Raw genomic sequence first — 18,119 nt, forward strand, 5'->3', positions numbered from 1 at the left:
GCCTTGAAAGGATTCGACCCCATGCCCGATGTGACAATAGTTTACTGGCGCGACATCCCCGCTCAGGTCATCGTGGGCAAGGGTCGTCGAGGCCATAAGGTGCAGCTTCCTGAACGCTTCGAGCAGGCGATCGACCGCGCGGCGATGAAGGTGGGCGCCAAGGATGCAGACGCCTATCTCGCCGATTGGCGCAAGGCGACCCCCTACGAAGTCGATGGCGACCCTCAAGAGGTCGCAAAAGCCGAAGCGGCAAGGCTGGAGGCCGAATACGACACCGACAGGATCAAGCAGCTGATCGCGAATGACGGCAATGCCGCCTGACACGATCACAACGCGCATTAGGGAGGGGCTCATGGCCTTGCTGAACTTCAAACGCACCGCACCGGCTCAAGATGTCACCGTGAACCCACAGGTAGAGACCTTCCTGAAGGACTACTCCATCGAGGTCATGCCCCGCACCGCCGAGAAGGTCGAGGATTTCCGCGAGCTGCTACCAGAAGGCACCCGCGTCTACATCGCCCATATCGAAGGCACGCCGATTGACGAAATGGTCGCCACCGCCGGCCGCCTGCACCGCGACGGCTACAAGGTCATGCCCCACTTCCCCGCACGCATCATCAAGGACCGCGCAACGCTCGCTGACTGGATCGCACGCTACCAAGGGGAAGCAGATGTTAAGCAAGCGTTGCTGCTGGCTGGCGGCGTCGCGACGCCGCATGGGGAGTTCGACAGCTCCATGCAGCTTCTAGAGTCCGGCCTGTTCGGTGACTTCGACCGCCTGCACGTCGCGGGCCACCCCGAAGGGAACCGCGACATCGACACTGATGGCAGCATGAAGAACGTCTCGGATGCGCTTGCATGGAAACAGAAATTTTCGGAGACGACTGACGCGAAGATGGCGCTGGCCACGCAGTTCGCGTTTGAGGCTGGCCCGATCATCGAATGGGCCAACTCCATCAAGGCGGCAGGCATCGACCTGCCCGTCCATATCGGAATCGCCGGCCCTGCAAAGCTGCAAACGCTGATCAAGTTCGCCATCGCCTGCGGCGTCGGCCCGTCGCTGAAGGTGCTGCAAAAACGCGCAATGGACGTGACCAAACTGCTGCTGCCCTATGAGCCGAACGATGTTATCGCGGCGCTGGCAGCGCACAAGGCCGCGAACCCCGACTTCAACATCGAAGCCGTGCATTTCTTCCCGCTTGGCGGCATCAAGACCAACTCCAACTGGGCCATCGCCAATGGCGGCGCCTCTGCCGTTCCGGCCAACCACGCTTAAGAAAGATCAAGAATGACCCGCACCGTACTGGAATCAAAAACAAAAACCACTGTGATCGGGTTTGACGAGCCGTTCTGCGTGATCGGGGAACGGATCAACCCCACGGGGCGCAAGATCCTCAACGAAGAGCTGGAACGCGGCGACTTCTCCCGCGTCGAAGCTGACGCAATCGCGCAGACCATGGCCGGTGCCAACGTGCTCGACGTCAACTCCGGCGCGGTCTTCTCCAACAAAATGGCCGAAGACCCCCGCTACGCCGACAACAACTTCGTCGAGCCTACCTTGATGAAAGAACTGGTGGAGCGGGTCCAAAAGGTCTCCGACATTCCGCTATGCATCGACTCGTCGGTCCCCGGCGCATTGGAAAACGGCCTTGCCGCCGCCGAAGGCCGCCCGCTGCTGAACTCCGTCACCGGCGAGGAAGAACGGCTCGAACTGGTGCTGCCGCTGGTCAAGAAATACAACGTCCCCGTCGTGGCGATCTCCAACGATGACACGGGTATTTCCGAAGACCCCGATGTGCGCTTTGCGGTCGCCAAGAAGATCGTAGAACGCGCCGCCGATTTCGGCATTCCGGCCCATGACATCGTCGTCGACCCTCTGGTCATGCCCATCGGTGCCATGGGCACGGCTGGCTTGCAGGTCTTCACCCTCGTACGCCGCCTGCGCGAGGAGCTTGGCGTGAACACCACCTGCGGCGCGTCGAATATCTCGTTCGGTCTGCCCAACCGTCACGGCGTGAACAACGCCTTCCTGCCGATGGCCATGGCCGCCGGCATGACATCGGCGATCATGAACCCCGTCGCCCTGCCCGTCGGCCCGATCAAGATGCAGGAAAAGCTGGATGCGTTGGCGAAGGCTGGCATCATCGTTCCCGACGACATCGACCCGGAGTTGCTGGCACAACTGACGGGCCTCGGCTCCACCAAGCCGCAACCCGGCAAGGAGATGGAGGCCATCCGCGCCGCAAACTTCCTGATGAATCAGGACCCGTCTGGCGGCGAATGGATCAAGTTCAACAAGCCGAAGAACGCAGACGGCACCGCAGCCGCCGCCCGTGGTGGTCGCGCTGGCGGGCGTCGCCGCCGGGGTTGAAGCCAGAAATCACAGGCAAAGCGGCATATTTCGCTTTGCCTGATTGCGCAAATGCGGCAAAAGCCCTCCATTCTTTAAGGAGTTTTGCCCCATGTCATTTATCCGCCGCCTGAAATCTGAGCTCGAACGCCCGCGCGAGGAACGCCCTTTTGGCAGCGGCTGGCTCTCCGGCGGTGGCGCGCTTCTGGCGGGCCTGACCTCGGCCGCCTTGCTGGCGGTCATGTATTTCCCCGGGCTGTTCTCCACCCCCGATCTGTCGAAAGTCATCACGCAAGCGCATCTGCAACTGCTGCTGCAAGTGGTGCTTCTCGTAGGCTACGCCTTCGCGCTGGTGTCCCTGCTGCTGTCCCGCGACAAAATCCTCGGTTGGACCGCGCTGTTCATGATCGTGATCGTCTCGCTGATCGGCACGCCCGACGATGGCTCGACCCTGACAGCACCGCTTTATTTCGGCATCGATTTCTTCATCCTGAACGTGGTGTTCCTCGGCTTCCTCTTCGTCCCGCTGGAGCGTTACTTCCCGCAGGACCAAGACCAAACCGTCTTCCGCCCCGAATGGCAGGAGGATATGTTCTACTACCTCGTGTCCTCCCTTATGGTGCAGGTCCTGACCTTCCTGACGCTGATGCCGTCGAACCTGATCACCGGCTATTTCAACATGAGCGCCATTCAGGAATGGATCTTCGCCCTGCCCTTCGTGGTGCAGCTTTTCCTGATCATCCTGTTTTCCGACTTCGTGCAATACTGGGTGCACCGCCTGTTCCACACTGTCCCTGCGCTCTGGCGCTTCCATGCGGTTCACCATTCCGCCAAGAAACTGGACTGGCTGGCGGGCTCGCGCATGCATTTCATTGAAATCGCCATCCTGCGCGGCTTCACCGCGATCCCGATGTTTACGCTGGGCTTCGATCCGGCGGCCATTCAGGCCTATGTGCTGATCGTGTATTTCTACTCGCATTTCATCCATTCCAACATCGGCTGGAACCTGAAACCCATCGAGAGCACTTTTGCGACGCCGCGCTTCCACCACTGGCATCACGGCGCGGAGCCGGAGGCCATCGACGTCAACTACGCCATCCACTTCCCGATCCTCGACCGACTGTTCGGCACCTACCACATGCCCGAAGGCCGCTGGCCGAAATATTACGGCGTGGCAGGCGAGCAAGTCCCGCGCGGTTTCGTGAAGCAGTTCCTGCACCCCTTCACCAAAAAGAAGGTGCCGGAGGCGGAATAGACGCTCACCCGATCTCATTCATGATAACCATGCGTATTCTTGCAAGATCAGGTCGCAGACGGCCATTGCGGACGGGGGGCAAACGCCTACAACACTAAGTAGAAACAACTGCTTCGGTGCGCCAATGTCCGACCATGACCCTCTTGTGATCTTTACCCCTTCCGGCAAACGCGGTCGTTTCGCCAAAGGCACGCCCGTGCTGACGGCTGCGCGCCAGCTAGGGGTCGATCTGGACTCGGTTTGTGGCGGGCGGGGTATCTGCTCCAAATGTCAGGTGACGCCATCTTATGGCGAGTTCCCCAAGCATGGCGTGACAGTCCGTGACGGTGCCCTTAGTGAGTGGAACAGTGTCGAGCAGCGATATGACGACAAGCGCGGCCTACCCAAAGGCCGCCGTCTGGGCTGTCAGGCGCAGGTCCAGGGCGACATTGTCATCGACGTGCCCGCTGAGAGCCAAGTCCACAAACAGGTGGTCCGCAAGCGGGTCGAGGCGCGGGATATCACGCTCAACCCGTCGACCAAGCTGTTCTATGTCGAGGTCGAGCAGCCCGACATGCACGAACCCTCCGGCGATCTGGAGCGGCTGGTCAAAGCGCTGCGCCATGACTGGGACCTGCCCGAGCTGGAGGCCGATCTGGGCTTGCTCAAGACGCTGCAACCCATCCTGCGCAAGGGCGAATGGAAGGTCACCTGCGCCGTGCATCTGGGCGACGCCACATCCGGCCCGCGTATCATGCATATCTGGCCGGGCTTCTATGAAGGCACCGTTTACGGGCTGGCGGTCGATCTGGGCTCAACCACTATCGCAGGGCATCTGTGCGATCTGGCGACCGGCGAGGTCGTGGCGTCCTCCGGCATCATGAACCCGCAGATCCGCTTTGGCGAAGACCTGATGAGCCGCGTCAGCTATTCCATGATGAACCCCGGCGGTGCGGATGAAATGACCCAAGCCGTCCGCGAGGGCATGAATGCCCTGTTCGCGCAGGTCGCGGAAGAAGCACAGATAGACCAGAATCTGATCGTCGACGCGGTCTTCGTCTGCAATCCGGTGATGCACCACCTGTTTCTTGGCATCGACCCGTTCGAGTTGGGGCAAGCCCCCTTTGCCTTGGCCACGTCTGACTCACTTTCTTTGAGGGGCATGGAGTTAGGCCTCGACCTTCATCCATCCGCCCGCGTCTATCTTCTGCCCTGCATCGCGGGCCATGTGGGCGCGGATGCAGCGGCGGTGGCCTTATCAGAGGCCCCCGACAAATCGGAGGATCTCGTGCTGGTCGTCGATGTCGGCACCAATGCCGAAATCCTGCTGGGCAACAAAGACAAGGTGCTGGCCTGCTCGTCCCCAACTGGCCCCGCTTTCGAGGGCGCCCAGATCAGCTCCGGCCAGCGCGCCGCCCCCGGCGCGATCGAGCGGGTGGAAATCGACCCCGTCACCAAGGAACCACGCTTCCGTGTCATCGGCTCCGACCTATGGTCCGACGAAGACGGCTTCGAGACGGTCGTCGCCGAGACAGGCATCACGGGCATCTGCGGCTCCGGCATTATCGAGATGGTGGCCGAGATGCGTCTGGCGGGCATAGTCGACGGCCCCGGCCTGATCGGATCACCTGAACAAACCGGCACAACCCGTTGTTTTCTCGATGGAAGAACCTACAGCTATCTCGTCTGGGAAGAGGGTGATCGCAAGATCACCGTGACCAACCGCGACATCCGCGAGATCCAGATGGCCAAGGCAGCGCTCTACTCCGGTGCGCGTCTGCTAATGGACAAGTTCGGTGTCGACAAAGTCGACCGCGTGGTGCTGGCGGGCGCTTTCGGGGCGCATATCAGCCCCAAACACGCCATGGTGCTGGGCATGATCCCCGACGCGCCGCTGGACAAGGTGACCTCCGCTGGCAACGCCGCCGGAACCGGTGCGCGGATTGCACTGCTCAACACCGACGCCCGCAGGGAAATCGAAGAAACGGTTCACAACATCCACAAGATCGAAACCGCCATCGAGCCACGCTTTCAGGAGCATTTCGTGAACGCCTCCAACATCCCCAATGCTGTGGAGCCGTTCCCGATCCTCAACTCCATCGTCACCATCCCGCAGATCACCTTCAACACGGGCGGCGGGGACAAAGACGGCGGGCGACGCAGGCGCAGACGCTCTTGACGCCACCGCGCGGCACACATAAATCAGGCTTTAGGCGGGTATGGTGAAAAGGTATCACGGCAGCTTCCCAAGCTTTAGTTACGAGTTCGATTCTCGTTACCCGCTCCAAATCTCATGACAGACATTCCCTACCATACCCCTCTGGACGCAGACGCCCTTCGCGCCCTTGACATACCGGAGCCGTGGTCTTTCGGCGTCGCGGATCGCACGCGGTTCAGCGAGCTGGACCCGTTGGGCCACATCAACAACGCCGCCTATCTGGGTTGGTTCGAGAGCTTCCGCATCCAGTATATGCAGAGCTACGGCATCGCTTATACGGGCGGCGACGCACCGCAACTGGTGCTGCGACAGGTGCAGGTCGACTATCTGGCCGAGATGAAGCTCGCGGAGGATTACATTGTCACAGGTCGTGCAACTGTGCTTCGCAATTCGAGTTTCAGAATGGACTATGCAGTCTGGTCCGGCGGAAAACTGAGGACCACGTCGCATGCCATTATCGTGCTGCTCAACGCAGACGGCACGAAACGTCCGATGAGCGCCGGGATGCGAAACTTGCTCAAGACCCGCGACGGCGCGGTCGACGGCTAATCGGGCTGGCGCAGATAGTTCAATAGCAGACGGGTGGAGCTGTCCTTGCCCTCCTCCGACGCCTCGCCCCGCAGCACGGGCGTCAGCGCATTGGCAAGCTCCTTGCCCAACTCCACGCCCCACTGATCGTAGGAGTTGATGCCCAGCATCACCCCTTCGACAAACACCCGATGCTCATATAGCGCAATGATCTGGCCTAGAACAAAGGGTGTCAGCTTCGGATAGACAAGCGTGGTCGAAGGCCGGTCGCCGGAGAACACCCGATGCCGCGCCTGACGGTTCAACTCGTCGCCGGTCAGCCCGCGCTTGGCCATGATTGCGGTCGCCTCTTCGAGGCTGCGACCCACCATCAACGCCTCGGACTGCGCAAGACAGTTCGCCGCCAGCAGCTCGTGCTGATGTGCCAGCGCCGGCTCGTGCCCCTCGCGGGCGACCATGAATTCACACGGGATCACCCGCGTGCCTTGGTGGATCAGCTGGTAGAACGCATGCTGCCCGTTGGTGCCCGGCTCGCCCCAGACCACAGGGCCTGAGTTCACTTCCAAGGCAGAGCCATCCATCGCCACCGACTTGCCGTTGCTCTCCATTTCAAGCTGCTGGAAATAGGCAGGCAGCCGCGTCAGGCGCTGGTCATAGGGCAGCACCGCGCGGGTGGCATGGCCGCAGCCCTGATTGTTCCAGATGCCGACCAAGGCCAGCATGACGGGCAGGTTGCTACCCAGCGGAGCTTCGCAGAAGTGACGGTCCATGTCATAGCCGCCGCGCAGGAACCGGTTGAAATCATCCGGCCCGATGGCAATCATCAGTGACAGGCCAATCGATCCCCACATGGAATAGCGCCCGCCGACCCAATCCTCGAAGCCGAACACGCGCTCCGGCGCGATGCCGAACTCGGCGGTTTTCTCATCGGCGGTTGAGAGGGCCGCGAACTGTGCGCCGGTATCGGACACGGATGTCGCCATCCACTCCTGCGCTGTGCGGGCGTTGGTCATGGTCTCGATGGTGGTGAAGGTCTTGGAGGCCACGATCACCAGTGTCGTCGCAGGGTCCAGCTCTCGCAGCGTATCGGCCACATCCGCGCCATCTACGTTGGAGACAAAATGCACCCGTGGCCCGTCGTGATAGGGTGCCAGCGCCAGCACAGCCATCGCTGGCCCAAGGTCGGAGCCGCCGATGCCGATATTGACCACATCAGTGATCGCCCCGCCCTGCCCTTTGAACGTACCGCTGCGCACGGCGTCGGCGAACTCGGCCATCCGGTCACGCGTGTTGCGTACGCCGGGCATGACGTCCTCGCCATCGACCAGCACCGCACGGTCTCCCATCTCGCGCAACGCGGTATGGAGCACCGCGCGGTCCTCGGTTTCGTTGATCTTCTCCCCCGCAAACATCGCATCGCGTCGCGCCTCGACCCCTGCGTTCGTTGCCATCGACAAAAGCAACGCACGGTCGTCGGCCCCGATATGGGTCTTGGAGTAGTCGAACAGCATATCACCATGCCGCAGCGAATACTCCGCCGCGCGGTTCGGGTTGGCGTCGAACAGCTCCGCCAAACTGGCGCGGTTGTCGGCGCGGGCTTTCAGCTCTCCCCAGTCCATCACGGTGCCCAATGCACGGTTGCGTTCGCCAGGACGGTGCGGATCGGCGCTTCCAGACGGGTGGAGTGTTGCGCCCGCTCCAGCGCCTCGCGTTTTTCCTTGCCCGCGATCAGCACATGGGTGCTCATCGCTTCCTCCAACACACGGCCGCTCAAGGTGACACGCGGCTCCAGCCCGTCAGAGGCCTCGACCAGCATCAAGTCGGGCGCGTCGGGCGCCAAAGCCGCTTCCAGATCGGGCGAGCCGGGGAAAAGCGACGCGGTGTGCATATCCTCGCCCATGCCGACCACCAGCACCGACAAGGGCAAATGGGCGGAGATGTCGGGCAGTTTATCACCGTCCGGACGGATCGAGACGTAGTTCGCCGCGGCCGCCTTGGAGGTCAACAACCGCGCGCGGATCATCCGCTCGTTGGAGCGTTCGTGGTCGGCAGGCACCCGCCGTTCGTCCCCTGCAAGGACAGTTATACGCTCCCATTCCAGCGGCGCTGCGCAAAGCGCATCGAACACCGGACCCGGCGTCGAGCCACCGGGAACGGCGAAACTGGCCGTGTCGTGGGTCATCAATGCTGCGTTCAACTCCCCCGCCAATGCGTTGGCAAGGTCGAACATCATCAGGTCGCGGTCGGGGTATTCGATGAATTCCATTATTTCAGCTCCCTCCATCGCCGCCCGTCACGGTGCAGCAACATCAACGCATCTTCGGGGCCGGTGGTTCCCGGCTCGTATTGCGCAGGCTTGTCGCCGCGCTTCTGCCAGCCTTCGATGATCGGGTCGGTCCAGGCCCAGGCGGCCTCGACCTCGTCACCGCGCATGAACAGCGTCTGGTTACCGCGGATCACATCCATGATCAGCCGCTCGTAGGCGTCCGGCACATCCGCGCCTTCCGGCCCGAGCGCCTCGGCAAATGTCATGTCCAGCGGCACGTCCACCAGACGCATACCCCCCGGCCCGGGCTCCTTGATGGTTACGCGCAAATCCATGCCTTCGTCCGGTTGCAGCCGGATCGCCAACACGTTGGCCTTGCTTCCCGCGTCTTCCTCGAAGATGGAGTGCGGCACTTCTTTGAACTGGATCACGATCTCCGACATGCGCGCCTTGAGCCGCTTGCCGGTGCGCAGGTAGAACGGTGTCCCCTTCCAGCGCCAGTTGGAAATGTCGACCTTCATCGCGATAAAGCTCTCGGTCTTGCTCTCGGGGTTCTCGGAATGCTCGATATAGGACGCCTGATCCTCATCCGCCGCATATTGCCCGCGCACGATGTTCTCGGCAGCAACGGGATCGAGCGCCCGGATCACCTTGAGCTTTTCGTCACGCACGGCGTCCGGCTCGAATTGCGAGGGCGGCTCCATTGCGGTCAGGCATAAAAGTTGCATCAGGTGGTTCTGGATCATGTCCCGCATGGCGCCGGATTTGTCGTAGTACCCCCCGCGCCCGCCGACGCCCACGGTCTCGGCCACGGTGATCTGGACGTGGTCGATATACTGGGCGTTCCAGAGCGGCTCGAACAGCATGTTGGCAAAGCGAACCGCCATCAGGTTCTGCACGGTTTCCTTGCCCAGGTAATGGTCGATGCGGTAGATTTGATGCTCGTCGAAGCTGGCAGCCAGAACGGCATTCAGTGCCTTGGCCGAGTCCTGATCGCGACCGAAGGGCTTTTCCACGACAATGCGGCTCTCAGGGTTGGCGATTTTGTGCTTGTGCAGTCGGGTGGCCAGATCGCCGAACAGGCTTGGACCGACCGAGAAATAAAACGCCTGCACCACGTCCTTGCGCACCAGCTTGGCCAGCTTGTCCCAGCCGCCCTCGCCCTTGGCGTCGATGGCGGTGTAGTGAAGCTGCCCCAGAAACGCCTCTACAACATCCGGCTTGCGCTTCTGCTCGGAGACGAATTCCTCGATCGCCTCGCGCACCATCGCGCGGTAGCCGTCATCGTCCATGTCGCTGCGGGCCGCACCGATCACGCGGGCGTCTTCGGGCATTTGGCCGGCAAGGAACCGGCGATACAGGCCCGGCAGGATCTTGCGACGGGCCAGATCGCCTGTGCCGCCGAAAATGACCAGATCAAAGCTTTCGACCGGAATGACGCGTGAGACCATGGGTTTACCTTCCTGCGGACTTCGTACAGCCGCGTTGTTAGCGCTAACTGCGACATATTTCTAGTGTAAATCGCGCATTGCGATCCTAGCAGGCTCCGGATTAGTCACAAGCGTGTCAGATGATACTCTCGACACTTTCTCTTCGCAGCATGACAGGTTAGCCACGGACAATGGGCAAGGGAGCAAACTGAATGAAAGACCAGATCGAAGTGGCGGCGAACGCGGGAAAGTTCGCGGACCCGTTCGTCACAGCCAAGGGTGACACCCGTGCCTCGGTCGCGCTGAGCAAGCCGCAAACGCTGTGGTTCAACACTGGAACGCTGTGCAATATCGAATGCGAAAACTGCTACATCCTCTCCTCTCCGCAGAACGACGCGCTGGTCTATATATCAACCGCCGAGGTCGAGACGTATCTGGACCAGCTTGAAGCCCGCAAATGGGGCGTGCGTGAAATTGCCTTCACGGGCGGCGAGCCGTTCATGAATCCCGATATGTGCGACATGGCCCGCGCCGCGCTGGATCGCGGCTACGATGTACTGATCCTGACCAACGCCATGCGCCCGATGATGCGCAAATCGGTGCGTGCCGAACTGACGAAGCTGATCGGGAATTTCGGTGACAAGCTGACCCTGCGCATCTCGCTCGACCACTGGTCACCAGAAGTCCATGACAAGGAACGCGGCAAGGATGCGTTCGCAAAGACCATCGAAGGCATGATCTGGCTGCGTGACCAAGGCGCGCGCATGGCGGTCGCGGGCCGTTCGGTCTGGGCGGAAAGCGACGCTGCCGCGCGAGAGGGTTACGCGGCGCTCTACGCTGAAAAAAACTTCAAGATCGACGCGCAAGACCCCGCCATGACAGTTCTATTTCCAGAAATGGACGAAAGCGTGGAGGTGCCGGAAATTACCATCGATTGTTGGGACATCCTTGGCAAATCCCCGAGCGACGTCATGTGTTCCTCCTCCCGCATGGTGGTCAAGCGCAAGGGTGCCGACAAACCGGCCGTGCTGGCCTGCACCCTGCTCGCCTATTCCCCCGAGTTCGAGTTGGGCGAGAGCCTTGAGCAGGCAGAGCGTGACGTTCAGCTCAACCACCCGCACTGCGCGAAGTTTTGTGTGCTTGGCGGCGCCAGTTGTTCAGCGTAGACACGGTGCATGCCCCATGACCATCACCACCATATAGACCCGAAAGCAGGCGACGCGCGAGTCGCTTGGGCCATTGCCGTCAATATGGGACTCACCGTTGTTCAGGTGATTGGTGGCATTCTGTCAGGTAGCCTTGCTCTGATCGCGGACGCGCTGCACAATTTCTCCGACGCAATTTCTCTCATCATCGCGTTCGCCGCCCGCAAGATCGCCCGCAGACCCGCCGATGCGTCCATGACCTTCGGCTATGGCCGTGCCGAAACCGTTGCGGCGCTTATCAACTACACGACCCTGATCATCATCGGGCTTTACCTGCTCTACGAGGCCACGATGCGCGTCTTCGCGCCAGAACCTGTAGATGGCTGGCTGGTTGTCTGGATCGCCGCCGTGGCGCTTATCGTCGATCTGGTGACTGCCGCGCTCACTTATACCATGTCGAAGTCATCCATGAATATCCGCGCCGCGTTTCTGCACAATCTGGCCGACGCCTTGGGCTCGGTCGCGGTGATCATTGCAGGCACGGCGATCCTGCTGTTCGACTGGCGGCTGATCGACCCGCTGATCACCTTCCTGATCGCAGGATACATCCTGTGGCAGTCCTTCCGCGAAATCGGGCCGGTGATCCGTGTTCTGATGCAAGGCAGCCCGCCAGAGCTTGACGTCAACGCGCTGCTAGATGACATGCGTTCGGTCGAGGGGGTCTCCAGTGTTCACCATCTTCACGTGTGGATGATGGAGGAAAACCAGACCGCGCTGAGCGCCCATATCGTGACTGAAACAGAATTAGGAACGACCCGTAATGAACTGAAATCCATGTTAAAATCAAAACATGAAATAGCGGAATCGTTTCTGGAGCTTGAAGCCCCCTCGGACGCCTGCGACCACCCCCACACGATCGGCCACGGCTAGCTTTCCAGCTCGGCGTCCCAATAGAGAAAGTCGATCCAGCTTTCGTGCAGATGGTTTGGCGGGAACTTTCGCCCCATGTTCAACAACTGCCCCGAGCTTGGCCGTGTTGGCGGTCGGCGCAGGGACATGCCGGACTTATGCAGCCATTGCGACCCTTTGCGCAGATTGCATTTGGAGCACGCCGCCACGACGTTTTCCCATGAGGTGATGCCGCCATGCGCCCGGGGAACCACATGATCGAAGGTCAGATCGCCCCGTGTGCCGCAATACTGGCAGCAAAACTCGTCGCGCAGAAACAGGTTGAAACGGGTGAAAGCCACCTTCTTTTGCGGCTTCACATAGTCCCGTAGCACAACCACGCTGGGGATATGGATCTCGGTCGTGGGAGAGCGGACGACCTCGTCATACTCGCTCAGGATGGTGACACGGTCCAAGAACGCGGCCTTCACGGCCTCCTGCCATGTCCACAGGGATAAGGGTAAATATGAAAGTGGTCGGTAATCTGCGTTTAGTACAAGCGCCGGATTGTGTTTCAAGCATCCCGGTTCGCGCACAAAGTCTTGCCTGAAGTCGCCGTCCATAGAGAAGAGGTCTCCTGCTCTGTCGTGCTATGATGAACACCAGAGCGGGGAGCCCCGCCCCGGTTGTGGGGAAAACTATATATCGTTCTCCTCATCTGACAAGCCCCGCTATGTGGCGGTCATCCGGTAGGCATGAAGCGGCAAATTCTCAGCCCAGATCCATCCCCAACTGCTGCCCGATAAAGGACAGCGCCACGCCAAGCCCGTCCGGCGCGATGCCGTGGCCGGTGCCTTTCATAACGTGGCCATAAACGGGAAATCCCGCCTCTTGCAGCGCGTCGCCCGCTTCCGGCATCGAGATCGGGGGCACCACATCGTCCTGATCGCCGTGGATCAGGATCACGGGCGGCTTTGACTTGGCCTCGTCCGCCAGCAATTCAGGCCTCAGCAGACGGCCCGAGAACGCGACGACGCCCGCAAACTGGTTCGCGCGGCGCGGCGCGATATGCAGCGCCATCATTGTGCCTTGGGAAAAGCCCACCAGAATCGTTTCGGCCTCGGACACACCTTCGTCCTCCATCGCCGCATCGACATAGGCGTTCAGGTCGTCCACGGCTTGCATCATGCCCCGCTCCGATTCCTCTTCGGAGGAGCCGTCGATCCACGGGATCGGAAACCACTGAAAGCCCATCGGGTTCCCCGTGCAGCGCTCCGGCGCGTTCGGGGCCACAAAGACGGTGTCGGGAAGATGCTCCGCCAGCGGGTCCGCCAGCCCCAGCAGATCGGCGCCATCCGCGCCATAGCCGTGCAGGAAGATCACCAGCGAGCTGTCCTCGCCTGATTTCGAGCCCTTGCGGCTGCTGTCCAAAACCCGTGTCATGCGATCCCCTCTCGATCCTTTGCAATTCGGTAATAGGCCCACAAGATGCGGGCCGCAACGCTTTGCCACGGGGACCATGCCAGCGCCATCCGGCGCATGTCTTTTTCCTTGGGGCGGTCGGGCAAGTCGAACAGGAGCCGCGCAGCCTCCTGTAGCGCCAGATCCCCTGACGCAAAAATGTCTGCATGACCCAGCGAGAACATCGCATATATCTCGGCGGTCCATGTCCCAATGCCCGGAACTCTCGTCAACGTCCTGACCACCTCGGCACTATCCATGCCCCGTAATGCGTTGAAATCAATTCCTGATCGGGCCAAGGCGTGCGCGTAGCGGATTTTCTGCCGCGACAGCCCGCAGGCGCGCAACTCCGCCTCGCTGGCCGCATCGACAGACCGCTCGTCTACCAGTCCGGCCTCCCGCAGACGCCCGTTGATGGCGGCGGCAGACGCGATCGAAACCTGTTGCCCCATGATCGCCGACAACAATTCCAAGAACCCTTCCGGCTTCAATCGCAACGGCAACGGGCCGACCTGATCCAGCGCTTCGGCAAAGCGCGGCTCTCGCGCTGCCAGCCACGCAGCCCCCTCCGCAACGCAAGGATCACCCTTGATGATACGCATCGACAAACTCCAACGCGCCCTCGACAGTGGCCACTTTCGGCCCTTCAGGCGGACGTTTCCGGTTGATCATCAGCACCGGCATCCCCAAAGCCCGCGCTGCGTCAAGTTTGGAGCGTGACATTGTCCCGCCTGCATTCTTCACCACCAGCCAGTCGATTTGCAGCTTGGTGAACAACTCCACTTCGTCCTTGATAGAGAACGGGGGGCGGCCTACCAGAAATTCGCCATTGTCGAACGGGAACGGCCCGTCGGGCGGGTCGATCTGGCGGCAGATCAGATAGCATGACGACAAGCCGTGGAAATCAGGCAGCGTCTGACGCCCCGTCGCCAGAAACACACGCGCGCCTTGGGGGATGACATCCGCTGCCTCCTCTGGCCTGTCAATGAAAGTCCAGTTATCTCCGTTCTTTGGCATCCACGACTCACGTATCACTTGCAGATTTACGATTTGTTCATCCGCACAAACCCGCGCTGTCCGCTCGGAAATCTGCGTCGCAAACGGATGCGTCGCGTCGATCACGAGATCGACCGGATGCGCGGCCAGCCAGTCGCGGAAGCCCTGCTCGCCGCCGAAACCGCCGACGCGGGTTTCAGCGCCCAGATCGCGCGGCGCACGGGTAGCACCAGCCAGCGAGGCGGTGACCTCATGCCCCTGCGCGACCAATGCCTGCGATAGATCCCGCGCCTCGCTTGTACCTGCCAGCAGTAGAATTCTCATCGCCCCGCCTTTGCAAGCACATTGCCTGCCCGATCAATCACCACGATGTCCGGCTTGACCTGTGCGTCTTTCAGGATCAGCTTCACCTGCGCCAACGCTTCCTGCGCTACGCGCTCTGCCAGTTCCGGCGCAATCGTTACCGCCTCCAGCGCCGTGTTGGCACCTGAAATATCCGCTGCAACCCATTCATTCAAAGCGGTAAAATCAACCTGAGACCGCTTGGAGTGCAAATCCCGTGCGCCTTGCGCCAGCTTGGTGATCTTGCCGATCCCGCCGCCAATGGTGATCCGGTCTATGGGATGGCGCGACAGGTATTTCAGCAGGCCACCGGCGAAATCGCCCATATCCAGCATGGCGTGGCCCGGCAGTCCGAACATCTGCTGCACCACACGCTCCGACGTGGCCCCCGTGCAGCCCGCCACATGGGTCAATCCGACCGCCCGCGCCACGTCAATCCCGCGATGGATCGACGCAATCCAGGCCGAACACGAAAACGGGCGCACCACGCCCGTCGTCCCCAAGATCGACAGGCCCCCTTCAATGCCCAGACGCGGGTTCCAGGTCTTCTTGGCAATCTCCGCCCCGTTGACGACGGAGACAGTGATCTCCACATCCGGCATCCGCCCGTATTCACCGGCCATCTCAGCCACGACCTCGTCCATCATCGCTCGTGGCACGGGGTTGATCGCGGGCTCTCCCACGCCGATGGGCAGGCCCGGTTTGGTAACGATCCCGACCCCTTCGCCTGCGCGGAAGACCACGCCGCCATCCGAGGCCGCAACCCGCGCCTTGATGATCGCCCCGTGCGTGACGTCCGGATCATCGCCCGCGTCCTTTTCGATGCCGACCTCGGCCCAGCCGTCGCCCTGCGCCACGGTCGAGAGTGCAAAAACCGGTGTTTCGCCCTTCGGCAAGGTGATCGACACCTTCGACGGCACCGCTCCACCCCACCATATCTGCAACCCCGCCTTGACCGCCGCCGTGGCGCAGGCGCCTGTGGTCCAGCCGCGGCGCAGTTTGGGAAGGGTCTCGTCACTCATGGGCGGACCTTAGCGCCCCGACTTCGCGCCGCCAATGGCGATTGCGGCGTCGCTCTTTCGCTTTTGCTGGCGGGGGTTACGGGTCATAAAGGGGGCCATGAGCGACTCGATGCCCCTTCCCCAAGGCCAATGGCCGGTTTTGCAGCCCGGCTGGGTCTGGCTGTGTGGCGCAGGCCCCGGTGATCCCGGCCTGCTAACCCTGCACGCGCTGAACGCGCTGAGGCAGGCGGATGTGGTAATCTACGACGCGCTGGTGCAGGAGGCCATTCTGGACTGGGCGCCGCAAGCGGAACACATCTACGCTGGCAAACGCGGCGGCAAACCGTCCGCCAAGCAGCGCGATATTTCCCTGCATCTGGTCGATCTTGCCCGCGACGGCAAACGCGTTTTGCGTCTGAAAGGCGGCGATCCCTTCGTGTTCGGGCGTGGTGGCGAGGAGGCGCAGACGCTGGTGCAACACGGTGTTCCCATCCGCATTATTCCCGGTATCAGCGCGGGCATCGGCGGGCTGGCCTATGCAGGCATCCCTGTGACCCACCGCGATGTGAACCAATCGGTGACCTTCGTCACCGGCCACGACCAGAGCGGCAACGCCACGGGCAGCCTTGACTGGCAGGCGATTTCCAAAGGCTCGCAGGTTATCGTGATCTATATGGGCATGAAGCACATCGCCCACATCGCCGCGCAGCTTCTCGCCGCAGGCCGCCCTTTGTCCGAGCCGGTCGCCATCGTCACCAACGCCACCACCGAGCATCAGCAGGTGCTGGAGACGACCCTTGGTACCTGCGTCGCCGATATTGAAGCCGCCGGCACAGAGCCGCCCGCCATCATCTGCGTCGGACGCGCGGCGGCCATGCGGCAGGTGCTGGACTGGCAAGGGCAAATGGCCGGAGAGGCCCCGCGCAATCTGGACCCGCTGGGTCGGGGCCGTCCGGCCGAAAGCGCATGACACCGGGCAACGGGCTGCTGATCGCTGCGCCCTCCTCGGGCAGCGGGAAAACCACCGTCACGTTGGGATTGCTCCGCGCCCTGGCGCGGCGCGGTGCCGTGGGCGGGGCCAAGTCCGGCCCCGACTACATTGACCCCCGCTTCCACGAAGCGGCCTGCGGCAAGCCCTGCTACAACCTTGACGCCTGGGCCATGCAGCCCGACCGTATACGCTCTCTGGCGCAAGCAGGCGGTGACTTTCTGGTTGTCGAAGGCGCCATGGGCCTGTTCGACGGGGCGATGCCTGACGGAAAAGGCTCCGCCGCCGATGTGGCGGAAATCTTGGGGATTCCGGTCGTTCTGGTGGTCGACGGCTCCGGCATGGGGCAAAGTGCGGCGGCGATTGCGGAAGGCTTCGCGCGGCACCGCAAGGGTGTGCATGTGGCGGGCGTCATTCTCAACAAGGTCGCCAGCGCCCGCCACGAGGCGATGCTACGCCGCCATTTCCCCGCATATATGCCCGTGCTGGGGGCTTTGCCGCGAAGGACAGATCTGGCGCATCCATCGCGCCATCTTGGCCTTGTTCAGGCGTCCGAGCGGCCGGATCTGGAGGCATGGCTGGACGCCGTGGCAGACATGATCGAGGGCCATGTTGATCTGGACGCCTTGCCCTCAAGCGCAGTCAAGAACGCGGCCAATCAGCCGATAACACGCCTGCCCTATGCCCGCATCGCAGTGGCGCAGGACGAAGCCTTCGCGTTCGCCTATCCGCACCTGCTGGACGAATGGCGTGCTGGTGGGATGCAGATCACGACCTTCTCCCCCCTGAAGAACGAGCCGGTGCCACCCTGCGATATGATATTCCTGCCGGGTGGCTATCCCGAGCTGCACGCGGGAACGCTAGCTGGTAATTCCAATTTTATGGATAGCTTGAGAAAGACATCACAAACCACTGACATATATGGTGAATGTGGCGGTTACATGATCTTGGGAGAGACCCTGACAGACGCCAACGGCACCGGGCACAAGATGGCGGGCCTGCTGCCCCTGCACACCAGTTTTGCCGAGCGGAGGCTGCATCTGGGCTACCGCACCCTAAGCGCGACTCAGGGCCCGATGAAAGGCGAATTTAAAGGCCACGAATTCCACTATGCCACAACGCTCAAAGCCGAGGGCGAGCCGCTGTTTCACGCCACCGACGCCGAAGGCACAACTCTCCCGCCCATGGGCCTGCGCCAAGGGCGCGTCTGCGGCTCTTTCGCGCATGTGATCGACCGTCTGGACACCCCTGTCGACAAGGGCTAGCGATAGC

The 18,119-nt window shown here is 61.7% G+C and carries 18 protein-coding genes and 1 tRNA gene; 11 read left to right on the forward strand and 8 right to left on the reverse strand.

Annotated elements, in window-relative coordinates; genetic code table 11:
• Window positions 1–21: 21 nt before the first annotated feature.
• The 7 genes from THALAR_RS04480 (at window position 22) to THALAR_RS04510 (ending at window position 6,351) form a co-directional block, all read left to right on the forward strand.
• Window positions 22–321, forward strand: a complete 300-nt coding sequence (locus THALAR_RS04480; RefSeq protein WP_021100302.1) for a virulence factor — start codon at window positions 22–24, stop codon at window positions 319–321.
• Window positions 322–352: 31 nt separating this feature from the next.
• Entirely contained in the window at window positions 353–1,276 is a 924-nt protein-coding gene (locus THALAR_RS04485; protein WP_021100303.1) for a methylenetetrahydrofolate reductase, read from the forward strand.
• A 12-nt stretch (window positions 1,277–1,288) separates the two neighbouring features.
• Window positions 1,289–2,371, forward strand: coding sequence for a methyltetrahydrofolate cobalamin methyltransferase (locus THALAR_RS04490; RefSeq protein ID WP_021100304.1), 1,083 nt, complete (start codon window positions 1,289–1,291; stop codon window positions 2,369–2,371).
• Window positions 2,372–2,462: 91 nt separating this feature from the next.
• Entirely contained in the window at window positions 2,463–3,605 is a 1,143-nt protein-coding gene (locus THALAR_RS04495; protein WP_021100305.1) for a sterol desaturase family protein, read from the forward strand.
• Window positions 3,606–3,729: 124 nt separating this feature from the next.
• The gene (locus THALAR_RS04500; RefSeq protein ID WP_021100306.1) at window positions 3,730–5,763 is read left to right on the forward strand and encodes an ASKHA domain-containing protein; all 2,034 of its coding nucleotides are present in this window, start codon (window positions 3,730–3,732) and stop codon (window positions 5,761–5,763) included.
• 34 nt (window positions 5,764–5,797) lie between these two features.
• Window positions 5,798–5,871: transfer RNA gene (locus tag THALAR_RS04505), tRNA-Gly, on the forward strand.
• A gap of 6 nt (window positions 5,872–5,877) precedes the next feature.
• Window positions 5,878–6,351: an acyl-CoA thioesterase gene (locus THALAR_RS04510; protein ID WP_021100307.1), complete on the forward strand. Its 474-nt coding sequence runs from the start codon at window positions 5,878–5,880 to the stop codon at window positions 6,349–6,351.
• Here THALAR_RS04510 and pgi read toward each other — a convergent pair.
• Genes pgi through zwf form a run of 3 tightly spaced genes read right to left on the reverse strand, consistent with a single transcriptional unit; the run spans window position 6,348 to window position 10,047 of the window.
• Complete coding sequence (pgi, locus tag THALAR_RS04515) at window positions 6,348–7,949, reverse strand: glucose-6-phosphate isomerase (RefSeq protein ID WP_021100308.1); 1,602 nt, start codon at window positions 7,947–7,949, stop codon at window positions 6,348–6,350. The genes THALAR_RS04510 and pgi overlap by 4 nt on opposite strands.
• Window positions 7,949–8,596, reverse strand: coding sequence for a 6-phosphogluconolactonase (gene pgl, locus THALAR_RS04520; protein ID WP_021100309.1), 648 nt, complete (start codon window positions 8,594–8,596; stop codon window positions 7,949–7,951). The genes pgi and pgl overlap by 1 nt, the downstream gene beginning before the upstream one ends.
• Entirely contained in the window at window positions 8,596–10,047 is a 1,452-nt protein-coding gene (gene zwf / locus THALAR_RS04525) for a glucose-6-phosphate dehydrogenase (RefSeq protein ID WP_021100310.1), read from the reverse strand. Before zwf ends, pgl begins: the two co-directional genes overlap by 1 nt.
• 191 nt (window positions 10,048–10,238) lie before the next feature.
• On the opposite strand from zwf, the gene THALAR_RS04530 reads away from it, so the two are divergent.
• Together THALAR_RS04530 and THALAR_RS04535 are read left to right on the forward strand one after the other, a co-directional pair.
• Window positions 10,239–11,192, forward strand: coding sequence for a radical SAM protein (locus THALAR_RS04530; protein ID WP_021100311.1), 954 nt, complete (start codon window positions 10,239–10,241; stop codon window positions 11,190–11,192).
• A 9-nt stretch (window positions 11,193–11,201) separates the two neighbouring features.
• On the forward strand, window positions 11,202–12,101 hold the full coding sequence (locus THALAR_RS04535) for a cation diffusion facilitator family transporter (protein ID WP_021100312.1): 900 nt from the start codon (window positions 11,202–11,204) through the stop codon (window positions 12,099–12,101).
• Here the strand turns inward: THALAR_RS04535 and THALAR_RS04540 are convergent.
• The 5 genes from THALAR_RS04540 to THALAR_RS04560 all read right to left on the reverse strand — a co-directional run bounded on the left by THALAR_RS04540 (window position 12,098) and on the right by THALAR_RS04560 (window position 15,880).
• A complete protein-coding gene (locus THALAR_RS04540) occupies window positions 12,098–12,682 on the reverse strand; it encodes an HNH endonuclease (RefSeq protein ID WP_040817208.1) in 585 nt (194 codons plus the stop codon). The two genes, THALAR_RS04535 and THALAR_RS04540, sit on opposite strands and share 4 nt — an antisense overlap.
• A gap of 148 nt (window positions 12,683–12,830) precedes the next feature.
• The gene (locus THALAR_RS04545) at window positions 12,831–13,502 is read right to left on the reverse strand and encodes an alpha/beta hydrolase (protein WP_021100314.1); all 672 of its coding nucleotides are present in this window, start codon (window positions 13,500–13,502) and stop codon (window positions 12,831–12,833) included.
• On the reverse strand, window positions 13,499–14,122 hold the full coding sequence (locus THALAR_RS04550) for a DNA-3-methyladenine glycosylase family protein (protein ID WP_021100315.1): 624 nt from the start codon (window positions 14,120–14,122) through the stop codon (window positions 13,499–13,501). The genes THALAR_RS04545 and THALAR_RS04550 overlap by 4 nt, the downstream gene beginning before the upstream one ends.
• The gene (locus tag THALAR_RS04555; RefSeq protein ID WP_021100316.1) at window positions 14,103–14,840 is read right to left on the reverse strand and encodes a cobalt-precorrin-6A reductase; all 738 of its coding nucleotides are present in this window, start codon (window positions 14,838–14,840) and stop codon (window positions 14,103–14,105) included. Before THALAR_RS04555 ends, THALAR_RS04550 begins: the two co-directional genes overlap by 20 nt.
• Window positions 14,837–15,880: a cobalt-precorrin-5B (C(1))-methyltransferase gene (locus THALAR_RS04560; RefSeq protein WP_021100317.1), complete on the reverse strand. Its 1,044-nt coding sequence runs from the start codon at window positions 15,878–15,880 to the stop codon at window positions 14,837–14,839. The genes THALAR_RS04555 and THALAR_RS04560 overlap by 4 nt, the downstream gene beginning before the upstream one ends.
• A gap of 97 nt (window positions 15,881–15,977) precedes the next feature.
• Between THALAR_RS04560 and cobA the strand changes: the two genes are divergently transcribed.
• On the forward strand, window positions 15,978–16,829 hold the full coding sequence (gene cobA / locus THALAR_RS04565) for a uroporphyrinogen-III C-methyltransferase (RefSeq protein WP_021100318.1): 852 nt from the start codon (window positions 15,978–15,980) through the stop codon (window positions 16,827–16,829).
• Window positions 16,826–18,112: a cobyrinate a,c-diamide synthase gene (locus THALAR_RS04570; protein ID WP_021100319.1), complete on the forward strand. Its 1,287-nt coding sequence runs from the start codon at window positions 16,826–16,828 to the stop codon at window positions 18,110–18,112. Before cobA ends, THALAR_RS04570 begins: the two co-directional genes overlap by 4 nt.
• The last annotated feature ends 7 nt before the right edge of the window (window positions 18,113–18,119 follow it).

Source organism: Litoreibacter arenae DSM 19593 (assembly GCF_000442275.2).
Classification (GTDB): domain Bacteria; phylum Pseudomonadota; class Alphaproteobacteria; order Rhodobacterales; family Rhodobacteraceae; genus Litoreibacter; species Litoreibacter arenae.